This is a genomic window from Roseovarius salincola, from assembly GCF_026891095.1.
In the GTDB taxonomy this organism is placed as follows: domain Bacteria; phylum Pseudomonadota; class Alphaproteobacteria; order Rhodobacterales; family Rhodobacteraceae; genus Roseovarius; species Roseovarius salincola.
This window is the reverse complement of record NZ_JAPTNL010000014.1, coordinates 95,083-105,181: the sequence shown is the minus strand read 5'-3', so window position 1 is coordinate 105,181 and position 10,099 is coordinate 95,083. Positions and strand designations below refer to the sequence as shown.

Below are 10,099 nucleotides of genomic sequence, written 5' to 3'. Positions count from 1 at the left end.
GTCATCGAAGGCGTCACATTCACCGACGGTGTCGCCACAAACGACACTGCAAACCGCGCCGCTTGATCAGGCCGCGTCACCCAAAATCACGCATAGCTCTTCTTACACCCGCGCGCACCAGTCTCGACCAGGATGCCTTCCTTCAGGAAATCGCGGATGGTCCGCTTGACGGTGGTCTCGCCCAGCTCCGTGTGCCGCTGGATCGTTCCCTTCGAACACCAGATGCCCGAGCCATCGTCCGACGCCTTGTCCGCAAGAAACATGATGATCTGCTTGCGCGTCGCACTGCCGAACTTCCGTTCGGCACACGCATTCGCCACCCGCCAGCTCATCGGATAGCCCCAAAAGCCGCACGTCCGTGCGAATTTTGTACAGGTTTTGTACGAGAACTCGGTGGTTTTCGGAGAATTCGGCGGAAAATGAAGCGGGCATTTCTGCAATCTCGGACAGAACCCCTTGCAAATAAGCCATATTTTTCAGGCAGTTTTGGCGACCCCGGCAGGATTCGAACCTGCAACCTGCCCCTTAGGAGGGGGCTGCTCTATCCAGTTGAGCCACGGGGCCATCCGCCCCCTCCTTTAGCGCGCCTCCCGGGCTTTGTCATCGGTCGATTGCACCGCGTGCGGCGCTTGATCCTGTGGCGCGCTTCGCGGTAACACTGACAAAAGCCCTTCAGGACATCCCGACGTGACCAAGCCCGATCATCGCCCCCTGACCCTGCGCGACGTATCCGAGGCCTCGGGCGTTTCCGAAATGACCGTCAGCCGCGTTCTGCGCAACCGGGGCGACGTGTCCGACGCGACGCGCCAGCGCGTTCTCGCGGCCGCCAAACGCCTTGGCTATGTGCCCAACAAGATCGCGGGCGCACTGGCCAGCCAGCGGGTCAACCTTGTCGCCGTGATCATCCCCTCGATGTCCAACATGGTCTTTCCCGAGGTCATGACCGGCATCAGCCAGATCCTCGAGGAAACCGAGCTTCAGCCGGTTGTCGGGCTGACCGATTACCTCCCCGAAAAAGAGGAAAAGGTGCTTTACGAGATGCTCTCCTGGCGTCCTTCCGGGGTGATCATCGCCGGGCTCGAACATTCCGACGCCAGCCGCGCGATGCTGCGCGCCTCGGGCATTCCCGTGGTCGAGATCATGGATGTGGACGGCACGCCGGTCGATTCCGTGGTCGGCATCTCGCATCGCCGCGCCGGTCAGCAGATGGCCCAGGCGATCATAAAGGCAGGGTACAGGCGCATCGGCTTCCTCGGCACCAAGATGCCGCTGGATCACCGCGCGCGCAAACGCTTCGAAGGCTTCACGCAGGCCCTCGCCAAAGCCGGGATCGAAGTGGCCGACCAGGAGTTCTATTCCGGCGGCTCGGCGCTGGTGAAGGGCCGCGAGATGACCGAGACCCTGCTCAAGCGCACACCCGACCTGGATTTCCTCTATTACTCCAATGACAAGATCGGCGCGGGCGGGCTGATGTATCTGATCGAACAGGGCATCGACATTCCCGGCCAGATCGGGCTTGCCGGGTTCAACGGGCTTGACCTGCTCAAGGGCCTGCCGCGCGAACTGGCGACGATGGATGCCTGCCGGGTCGAGATCGGCCGCCGCGCCGCGCAGATCATCGCCGATCGTGTCGAACATCCCGCCAATACCGACCCGGTGCGCGTGGCGCTGGAACCCACGATCACCTTCGGCGACACCCTGCGCCGCGACTGACGGGGCCTTGCATCATGCAAGAACGCCCTCGCAGTTTCCTGCAAGGGCGCTCTGTTCATTCGTGATCCCGTCAGCGCGGGATCATGTTCCTGCTGGCCATGGCTCAGGCGGTTTTCTTGCCCTTGATCGGCGCCCAGATGCGCTTGTTCGTCAGGTACAGCAGCACCGTCAGCACCGTCAGAAAGATCACCCCGGTCAGACCGGCCTGCTTGCGGGCCATCATCTTGGGTTCGGCGGCCCACATCAGGAAGGCCGCGACATCCTCGGCCTCGTGGTGCAGGTCGTTCGAATGACCATCGGCATATTCCACGTCCTCGCCGTAAAGCGGCGGCGCCATGGCGATCCAGCCGCCCGGAAATGCGGTGTTCTCGTAAAAGGTGGTGCCGGCCTCGAACTTGTCCTCACCGGTATAGCCGGTCAGAAGCGCGACCATGTATTCCGGCCCGCCCATGCCCTTGAACAGCTGCGCAAGCCCGGTGCCGTAGGGGCCGTGGAAGCCTGCGCGCTTCTTGGTCATCAGGCTCAGGTCGGGCGCGTTGGGGTCGTTGGAGGCCGGGAAGTGGTCGGTCGGCTTGGCTTCGCGGTAATCGTCCAGATCAGCGTCGAACACCTCGAACTGCGCCGCGTAGGCGCGCACCTGGTCGTCAGGCAGGTTCGGCCCGCCCTCGTCGCCAAGGGTGCGCAGCGGCACATAGGTCATGCCGTGGCAGGATGCGCAGACCTCGGTATAGACCTGAAGGCCGCGTTGCAGCTGGTTCTGGTCGAATTTGCCGAACGGACCCTCGAACGAGAAGTTCACATCCTCGATATGCCCTGCCTCACCGGCCGCCAGCGCGCCACCGGCCGAAAGGGTCAGGGCGGCGACTGCGGAAATCGCGAGTTTCTTGAACATTGTCCCGTGTCCTTTCTTATTCGGCAGGTGTGGCGGCGGTCTGACCCGCGTCACCGGATGCCTTGGGGTGGTTCGCCTCGAAATCGGCCTCGATCGTCTCTGGTTGCGGCAGCGGTTTCTCGATCACGCCCAGAAGTGGCATGATGACCAGGAAATAGGCGAACCAATAGGTCGAGCCGATCAGCGAGATGGTCGAGTAGGGCGGCTCCGCAGGCATGGCACCCGCCCACATCAGGACCAGGAAATCCAGGACCAGCAGGGCGAACCACCATTTGAACATCGGCCGGTAGCGGCCCGAGCGCACGCTCGACGTGTCCAGCCAGGGCACCAGCGCCATCACCGCGATCGCGCCGAACATCGCCAGCACGCCGAAGAACTTGGCGTCGATGATGCCGCCGGTGATCCAGCTGGCGAACATCACGACCCAGACATCCGAGGTGAAGGCCCGCAGGATTGCGTAGAAGGGCAGGAAATACCATTCCGGCACGATGTGCGACGGCGTCACCAGCGGGTTGGCCTCGATATAGTTGTCGGGATGTCCCAGGTAGTTGGGCATGAAGCCGATGATCGCGAAGAACACCACCATGATCACGCCCAGCGCGAACAGGTCCTTCATCACGAAATAGGGCCAGAACGGTACCGTGTCCTTCTCGGCCTCGGCCTTGGAGCCGCGCCGCACCTCGACACCGGTGGGGTTGTTGTTGCCCGTGGTGTGGAAGGCCCAGATATGGATCGCCACCAGCGCCGCGATCACGAAGGGCAGCAGGTAATGCAGCGAGAAGAAGCGGTTCAGCGTGGCATTATCCACCGCCGGTCCGCCCAGAAGCCAGGTCTGGATCGGCTCGCCGATGAAGGGGATCGCGCCGAAGAGGCCGGTGATCACCGTGGCGCCCCAGAACGACATCTGACCCCAGGGCAGCACGTAGCCCATGAAGGCGGTGCCCATCATCATCAGGTAGATCAGCATGCCGATGATCCACGTGACCTCGCGCGGGGCCTTGTAGGACCCGTAGTAGAGACCGCGGAAAATATGGAGATAGACCGCAAGGAAGAACAGCGACGCGCCGTTCATGTGCAGGTAGCGGATCATGTGCCCGCCATTCACGTTGCGCATGATATGCTCGATCGACGCGAAGGCCATGTCCACATGCGGCGTGTAATGCATCACCAGCACGATGCCGGTGATGATCTGCAACGCCAGGCAGAAGGTCAGGACGATGCCCCAGATCCACATCCAGTTGAGGTTCTTGGGGGTCGGGATCATCAGCGTGTCATAAAGCAGGCCGACAATGGGCAGACGCGAATGAAGCCACTTGGCGCCGCCAGACTTCGGTTCGTAATGATCGTGCGGAATTCCGGACATGAGTGCTTTCCTTATCCCAGTTTGATCGTCGATTCGTCGACGAATTCGGCGATCGGCACCGGCAGGTTCTCCGGTGCGGGGCCTTTGCGGATGCGACCAGAGGTGTCGTAATGCGACCCGTGGCAGGGGCAGAACCAGCCGCCGACATCTTCCGATGAGGTGTAATCGCCGGCATTGCCCAGCGGCACACAGCCCAGATGCGTGCACACACCCATCTGAACCAGCCATTCACCGGCCTCGTCCAGCGTGCGGTTCGCGTCATCGGCGGGCACGTCGCCGTCGATATTGTTGTTGCGTGCGATCTTGTCGGGCAGATCCGCCAGTTCGACCGCGCGCGCCTCTTCGATCTCGACTTCGGTGCGGCGGCGGATGAACACCGGCTTGCCCAGCCATTTCACGGTCACCTGCGACCCCTGGTCCAGGCCCGAAACATCGACCCGGATCGAGCTCAGCGCCTGAACGTCGGCCGACGGATTCATCTGATGCACAAGTGGCCAGATCGCGGCCCCTGCGGTCACCGCCCCCGCGCCTGCGGTGGCATAATAGAGAAAGTCGCGGCGGGTGCCTTCGTGGTCTTCTGCGTGGGACACGGGATTTACTCCATTTTCTTAGCCGGTCACGGGGCCCTGCCGTTCGACAGACGGAATCCGAGGGTCCGTTTGGATCGCTATTTAGCGGGCGATTCAAGGGCAGTCCAGTGTGCATTCTCCTCGTTTTGATCATGGCGCGGAAGTGTCGCGCTTGAGAACCTCGCCCCTTGGGTGTATCTAGCACCCAGTCCCGCGCCATCGCAACGAAAGCATTTCCCATGAAAACACCGCTTGCCGCAGCCACCATGCTGGCCGCCTCCGGCCTCGCCGCCCCCGCCCTCGCCGAAATGGAACTCAGCTTCTACCTCGGCGTGCAAAGCGTCGACAGCTCCAACGCCTCGGGCTTTCTGCCCGGCGGCGCGGCCTTCAGCCGCTCCATCGACTGGGAAGGCAAGCCGCTCGACAGCCCGATATATTACGGCGGGCGTGCGATGTGGTGGCTCGACAACAACCTCGGCTTCGGCGTCGAGGGCACACACGTCAAGGCCTATGCCCCGACTGCCGACCGCCTCGCGCTCGGCGTCAACCGGATGGAGCTTTCCGACGGCCACAACATCATCACCGCCAACGTGATGAAACGCTGGCCCGGCGCCTTCAAGCAGACCCCGAACTTCACGCCTTACATCGGCGCGGGCGTCGGTGTCGCCATTCCCCATGTGGATATCGAGGTGACCGGCTCGCCGGTGCGCACCCATGACTTCGAAGTCACCGGCCCGGCCCTGCGCGGCATCGCCGGCCTGAAATACGACTTCAACGAAAAATGGGCGCTGTTCGGCGAATACCAGTTCACCTGGTCGGATAACGACATCACCATTGATCCGGCCCCCGGCCAGCTGGCCGGCAAGATGAAAACCGACATCCTGTCGCACGCCTTCAATATCGGCATCAGCTACAGCTTCTGATATCGTCAGACCGGGCGGCGCATCGCGCGCCGCCCCTTCGCTTCATACGCGGTCCGTTCCGGCCAGCTTCTTCTGGCGCGCAAAGGGGCTGCGCCCCAGCCAGACCTGCATCCGGTCGGCCAGCCCGCGATCCCCGTCCAGCACCAACCGCCCCTGGTCCAGCGCCAGCTTGACCGTGCTCAATCCCATCCAGATCGCCGTCATGCATCTCAGATCGGTCTCGATGAACAGATCGACGTCGAAACCCGGATCTATCGAACACAGATCGACAGCCTTGCCCGGCTCGACAATCAGCCACCAATCCCGGCGCCCTTCGGGCTGATCGGTGTAAAGGAACGCGAAAACCGTCTTTCGGGGCGGCAATGGCGTCGGGTCCAGGTTGCGGCGCATGTCCCACATCAACAGGCCCGGATCGACATTGTTGAGGCTCGGCTCGGCCTCGATCCATTTCTGGCCCCATGTGCCGAAGGCCTCGATCACCGGCCCAAGGTCGCGCCCCGCTTCCGTCAGCTCATAGGCCATGTGCTCGGGGTCTTCGGGCGCGGGTCGGCGGGTGACGATCCCGGCCCGCTCCAGTTCGCGCAGACGTTTGGATAACAGCGTCGGTGACATCCTCGGCACGCCCCGCCGCAATTCGTTGAAGCGCGTCGATCCGGCCACCAATTCGCGCAACAGGACCATCGTCCAGCGCGGGCACAGAACCTCCGCCGCCATGGCGACGGGACAGAACTGGCGATAACTTTGATCCGCCATGGTGCCTCCAAAGCATTACCCTAGCCGATTCCGCACAAAAATTCGACTCCTGATACAGATCGTACACTGGCAGCGGCGTCGTCCGGCCTGTCACTGTCGGGCCACGAGGCCGGCCTCCGGACCTCGACAAGGGAGAAGGAGATTCAAGATGAATTCACTGGGCAAAGAGATTAACACCGCCACCCTTTTTGAACGCCTCGGGGCAACCGAAGGCGTCCGCCAGCTGGTCGATGGCGTCATCGATGCGCATATGCGCAACCCCGAGATCAAGGCGCGCTTCCTGCCCTATCAGGACGACGCCGATCATCTGGAGGGAATCAAGAAACATGTCTGCGACTTCTTCGTTCTCGGCGTGGGCGGCCCGGACAGATACCAGGGCCGCTCCATGCCCGAGGCGCATCGCGGCATGAATATCAACGCGGCGGAATTCCTGGCCGCGACCGACGATATTCTCGATACGATGGAAAAGCACGGCCACGACGCCGCCACGCGCGGCGAGGTTCTGGCGATCGTCTATTCCCTCAAGGACGATATCATCCGCGTCTGACCGGGCATCAGGCCCGTGCGGGCCGGGGCCGCGCACCTGTGCGCGTCGCCCCGGCCATTCTTCACTGCGGGCGCGTCGCCACCATGCTGTCGCGCTCCGCAAAGACCGCGAACCAGTCATCCAGCGCGTCATTGCCCTTGCGCCAGCCGCGATCGTCATGACGGAAATCAAGATAGGCCAGGGCGCAGCCCACGGCAACCTGCCCCATGTCCAGCGGTCCGCGCAGATGGCTCATCCACCGCGCGTTCAGCGCCGCGACCGCTCGCTCGATCTTGGTCCACTGCGCATCGACCCAGGCTTCCACAAAGGCTTCGCCGGGGCGCATCTTGTGTTCATAGACCATCAGCACCGCCGCCTCCATGATCCCGTCCGCTGTCGCTTCCAGCGTCAGGGTCTCCCAAAGACGCCCGTCAGGATAAAGCCCCGCCTGCGCGCGGTCGTCCAGATAGCGGCAGATCACCCGGCTGTCATAGATCGCCGGGCCTTCGGCACGGATCAGCGCCGGGATCTTGCCGATCGGATTCGCGCTCGCCACTTCGGGGGCGGTGTCATAGGGCGTGGTCGCCGCCGTCACCATCTCGATATCGTCCAGCTGCCCGGTCTCGTGGAGCAGCACCAGGACCTTGCGCACGAATGGCGAGGTGCCCGAGGAAATGAGCTTCATCTTATCACTCTCCAATTGGATAATCCGCGCCAGCTTAAGGGTCGCCAAGGCGCTTGAACAGCCCCGCGATGCATGCCGCATGAAGGCGGCACGAGGCACCGGATCAGGCCGGTTTTCGGGATTTGTACAGATCTTTTCGCCAACCCGGCCATTTCGGTACAAAAGCGGCGTACAAACCGGCCGTTTTGTACGCTGTTCAGGCGGCCACCAGCTGCTGTCCACGGGTGCCGGTCACCGTCGCCGTGACGATCTGGCCTTCCTCCCGGTCGGCGTCGAACGCCACCTCGGTGAACTGTTCCGTTCGCCCCATCCGGGGGTTTTCCATCAAGATGCGGTGGGTCCGGCCCTGTTGTTCCGCAAGATGTCGGGCCACCTGTGCCGCGCCCGCAGCGCGCAATTGCGCCGCGCGCGCCTTGATATCCGTGCCATGCACTTGCGGCATCCGCGCCGCAGGCGTGCCGGGGCGCGGGCTGTAGGGGAAGACATGCAGCCATGTAAGCTGGCATTCTTCTACCAATTTCAATGAGTTAGCGAACGCCTCCTCGGTCTCGGTCGGGAACCCCGCGATGATATCCGCCCCGAATGTCATCTCCGGCCGCAACCGCTTCGCCTCCTCCACAAACCGTATCGCATCCCCCCTCAAATGCCGCCGCTTCATCCGTTTCAGGATCAGGTCGTCACCATGCTGCAGGCTCAGGTGCAGATGCGGCATCAGTCGCGGTTCGGTAGCGATCGCCTGCATGAGGTTTTCATCTACCTCGATGGAATCAATGGAAGAAATCCGCAGGCGCGGCAGGTCGGGCACCAGCTTGAGGATGCGCATGACCAGGTCGCCAAGGCGCGGCGCGGCGGGCAGATCGGCGCCCCAACTGGTCAGGTCGACCCCCGTCAGCACCACCTCGTTATACCCCCGCGCCACCAGCCGCCGGATCTGATCCACCACCACCCCCGCCGGCACCGACCGCGAATTTCCCCTGCCATAAGGAATGATGCAAAACGTGCACCGATGATCACACCCGTTCTGCACCTGCACATAAGCCCGGCTCCGCGATCCGAAACCGTCTATCAGATGACCGGCGGTTTCGGTTACGCTCATTATATCGTCTACCTGGCAAGACTCTGTTTTTCCTATGAAATCAGCGGCCATTCCCTTCCAGGTCTCGGGTTGCATTTTCTCGGTATTGCCGATGACGGCGTCCACTTCCGTCATCTTGGTGAAGGTCTCGGGCTCGGTCTGTGCGGCGCAGCCGGTGACGATCAGCCTTGCATCGGGATGCTCTCGCCGCAGACGCCGGATTTCCTGTCGTGCCTTGCGAACCGCCTCGGCCGTAACCGCGCAAGTGTTTACGATTACAGCATTTTCCAGACCCGCCTGTTGGCTGAGTTCTTTCATCGCCTCGGTTTCATAAGCGTTGAGGCGGCATCCGAGCGTGGTGAATCGCGGCGTCTGCGTCATCCGATCCCCCTCAGGAACGCATCCGTCAGCACCCCGTCGAACACATGCATCGTCTCGCCGGTCATCCACACCCCGTCATCGCGCCACTCCACATGCAGCGTGCCGCCATCCAGGTCGATCTGCACACTTCGCCCCGTCAGCCCCCGCCGCGCCGCCGCCACTGCCACGGCACAGGACGACGACCCCGAAGCCAGCGTCACCCCGACGCCCCGCTCCCAGACCCGCATGCGCAAATGATCCTTGCCGATCAGGCTGGCGACCTGAACATTCGTGCGCTCGGGATAAAGCGGGTGGTGTTCATAGCGCGGGCCGAACTGCTCAAGCGGGATCGCCTCGGCGTCCTCGACGAAAAAGGTGCAGTGCGGGTTGCCCATGCCCGTCGCGGTGGGCCCGCCTTCTATCGGCAATTCAAGGGTGTCCATCTCCTCGGCCAGCGGTATGCCGCGCCAGTCAAGTTGCGGCTGCCCCATGTTGACCGAGGTCAGCCCGTCGCCCGCATCGACCGCATTTAGGTCGCCGCGCGCCGTGGTCAGATGCAGGCGGTCGCGCCCGGTTTCGTCCATCAGGAAGCGCGCGATGCAGCGCGTGGCATTGCCACATGCCGCCGATTCCGTTCCATCGGAATTATAAAACGTCAGGTGCGCGTCGGCAGCTCCGCTGGCGATCACCGCAAGCTGGTCGAACCCCACTCCCATCCGCCGATCCGCCAGGGCAAGAATCAGGGCCGGCGTGACATTGACATGGCGCGCACGCGCATCCAGCACGACAAAGTCATTGCCCAGCCCGTGCATTTTCATGAAGGGCAAACCGGTATCGCTGCGCATACTCATGAGCGGGCATATAAACCTCGTGTCGCAACGAATCCAGCGTCCGTGAACAAAACCGACAATTTCGGGCTTGACCCCCTGCCCGCCACTTTCTAGATAGGCCGCCTAGTGGGCCGTTAGCTCAGTTGGTAGAGCAACTGACTTTTAATCAGTGGGTCGCAGGTTCGAATCCTGCACGGCTCACCACTGAAATCAATTACTTAGATGATTGTTGATCTTACGCTCGACACGCCTGTAGGCTACTGCGTGGCGACCACTCAGCTGTCAACAGCGTGTTCTTTCAATTGGACTGACTTCTGGGAGCTGACAGTGCTCAGTGAGAATGCCGGGCTAGCTCACCTGCTCCTGCAAAGCCTTGGGGCATTATACAGAACCTCGGCTCGCAGCAAGTG

11 protein-coding genes and 2 tRNA genes are annotated in these 10,099 nt (G+C 62.4%); 4 read left to right on the top strand and 9 right to left on the bottom strand.

The annotated features are described in order from the left end of the window. Nucleotides 1–86 precede the first annotated feature (86 nt). Together N5A93_RS14880 and N5A93_RS14875 are read right to left on the bottom strand one after the other, a co-directional pair. Nucleotides 87–332 carry a hypothetical protein gene (locus N5A93_RS14880; protein ID WP_268955889.1) on the bottom strand — a complete coding sequence of 82 codons (246 nt, stop codon included), beginning with the start codon at nucleotides 330–332 and terminating at the stop codon, nucleotides 87–89. A gap of 155 nt (nucleotides 333–487) precedes the next feature. Further along, nucleotides 488–564 (bottom strand) — tRNA-Arg (locus N5A93_RS14875). Between the two features lie 123 nt (nucleotides 565–687). Between N5A93_RS14875 and N5A93_RS14870 the strand changes: the two genes are divergently transcribed. Further along, a complete protein-coding gene (locus tag N5A93_RS14870; protein WP_268955888.1) occupies nucleotides 688–1,713 on the top strand; it encodes a LacI family DNA-binding transcriptional regulator in 1,026 nt (341 codons plus the stop codon). A 103-nt stretch (nucleotides 1,714–1,816) separates the two neighbouring features. Here the strand turns inward: N5A93_RS14870 and N5A93_RS14865 are convergent, their stop codons facing one another. Genes N5A93_RS14865 through petA form a run of 3 tightly spaced genes read right to left on the bottom strand, consistent with a single transcriptional unit; the run spans nucleotide 1,817 to nucleotide 4,558 of the window. After that, nucleotides 1,817–2,605, bottom strand: a complete 789-nt coding sequence (locus N5A93_RS14865; RefSeq protein WP_268955887.1) for a cytochrome c1 — start codon at nucleotides 2,603–2,605, stop codon at nucleotides 1,817–1,819. A 16-nt stretch (nucleotides 2,606–2,621) separates the two neighbouring features. Beyond that, a complete protein-coding gene (petB, locus tag N5A93_RS14860) occupies nucleotides 2,622–3,968 on the bottom strand; it encodes a cytochrome b (RefSeq protein ID WP_268955886.1) in 1,347 nt (448 codons plus the stop codon). Nucleotides 3,969–3,979: 11 nt separating this feature from the next. Next, on the bottom strand, nucleotides 3,980–4,558 hold the full coding sequence (gene petA, locus N5A93_RS14855; RefSeq protein WP_268955885.1) for a ubiquinol-cytochrome c reductase iron-sulfur subunit: 579 nt from the start codon (nucleotides 4,556–4,558) through the stop codon (nucleotides 3,980–3,982). Between the two features lie 218 nt (nucleotides 4,559–4,776). Here petA and N5A93_RS14850 point away from each other — a divergent pair, with 218 nt between their 5' ends. Beyond that, on the top strand, nucleotides 4,777–5,460 hold the full coding sequence (locus tag N5A93_RS14850) for an outer membrane beta-barrel protein (RefSeq protein ID WP_268955884.1): 684 nt from the start codon (nucleotides 4,777–4,779) through the stop codon (nucleotides 5,458–5,460). A 42-nt stretch (nucleotides 5,461–5,502) separates the two neighbouring features. Here N5A93_RS14850 and N5A93_RS14845 read toward each other — a convergent pair whose 3' ends face one another. Continuing rightward, nucleotides 5,503–6,213 (bottom strand): winged helix-turn-helix transcriptional regulator, encoded by a 711-nt coding sequence (locus tag N5A93_RS14845; protein WP_268955883.1) that lies wholly within the window; start codon nucleotides 6,211–6,213, stop codon nucleotides 5,503–5,505. A gap of 148 nt (nucleotides 6,214–6,361) precedes the next feature. On the opposite strand from N5A93_RS14845, the gene N5A93_RS14840 reads away from it, so the two are divergent. Beyond that, a complete protein-coding gene (locus N5A93_RS14840; protein WP_268955882.1) occupies nucleotides 6,362–6,760 on the top strand; it encodes a group I truncated hemoglobin in 399 nt (132 codons plus the stop codon). A gap of 61 nt (nucleotides 6,761–6,821) precedes the next feature. Here the strand turns inward: N5A93_RS14840 and N5A93_RS14835 are convergent, their stop codons facing one another. From N5A93_RS14835 to dapF, 3 genes are all read right to left on the bottom strand, one after another. Next, complete coding sequence (locus tag N5A93_RS14835) at nucleotides 6,822–7,424, bottom strand: glutathione S-transferase (protein ID WP_268955881.1); 603 nt, start codon at nucleotides 7,422–7,424, stop codon at nucleotides 6,822–6,824. 196 nt (nucleotides 7,425–7,620) lie between these two features. Then, complete coding sequence (gene mtaB, locus N5A93_RS14830) at nucleotides 7,621–8,880, bottom strand: tRNA (N(6)-L-threonylcarbamoyladenosine(37)-C(2))-methylthiotransferase MtaB (RefSeq protein WP_268955880.1); 1,260 nt, start codon at nucleotides 8,878–8,880, stop codon at nucleotides 7,621–7,623. Beyond that, nucleotides 8,877–9,710 carry a diaminopimelate epimerase gene (gene dapF / locus N5A93_RS14825; protein WP_268955879.1) on the bottom strand — a complete coding sequence of 278 codons (834 nt, stop codon included), beginning with the start codon at nucleotides 9,708–9,710 and terminating at the stop codon, nucleotides 8,877–8,879. The genes mtaB and dapF overlap by 4 nt, the downstream gene beginning before the upstream one ends. A 107-nt stretch (nucleotides 9,711–9,817) precedes the next feature. Between dapF and N5A93_RS14820 the strand changes: the two genes are divergently transcribed. Next, nucleotides 9,818–9,893, top strand: a tRNA-Lys gene (locus tag N5A93_RS14820). Nucleotides 9,894–10,099: the final 206 nt, after the last annotated feature.

Excerpts from the sequence above, each read along its gene's own strand:
- petB (WP_268955886.1), bottom strand. The coding sequence starts at position 3,968 with ATGTCCGGAATTCCGCACGATCATTACGAACCGAAGTCTGGCGGCGCC.
- N5A93_RS14850 (WP_268955884.1), top strand. The coding sequence starts at position 4,777 with ATGAAAACACCGCTTGCCGCAGCCACCATGCTGGCCGCCTCCGGCCTC.
- N5A93_RS14880 (WP_268955889.1), bottom strand. The coding sequence starts at position 332 with ATGAGCTGGCGGGTGGCGAATGCGTGTGCCGAACGGAAGTTCGGCAGT.
- dapF (WP_268955879.1), bottom strand. The coding sequence starts at position 9,710 with ATGAGTATGCGCAGCGATACCGGTTTGCCCTTCATGAAAATGCACGGG.
- N5A93_RS14865 (WP_268955887.1), bottom strand. The coding sequence starts at position 2,605 with ATGTTCAAGAAACTCGCGATTTCCGCAGTCGCCGCCCTGACCCTTTCG.
- mtaB (WP_268955880.1), bottom strand. The coding sequence starts at position 8,880 with ATGACGCAGACGCCGCGATTCACCACGCTCGGATGCCGCCTCAACGCT.
- N5A93_RS14845 (WP_268955883.1), bottom strand. The coding sequence starts at position 6,213 with ATGGCGGATCAAAGTTATCGCCAGTTCTGTCCCGTCGCCATGGCGGCG.
- N5A93_RS14835 (WP_268955881.1), bottom strand. The coding sequence starts at position 7,424 with ATGAAGCTCATTTCCTCGGGCACCTCGCCATTCGTGCGCAAGGTCCTG.
- N5A93_RS14840 (WP_268955882.1), top strand. The coding sequence starts at position 6,362 with ATGAATTCACTGGGCAAAGAGATTAACACCGCCACCCTTTTTGAACGC.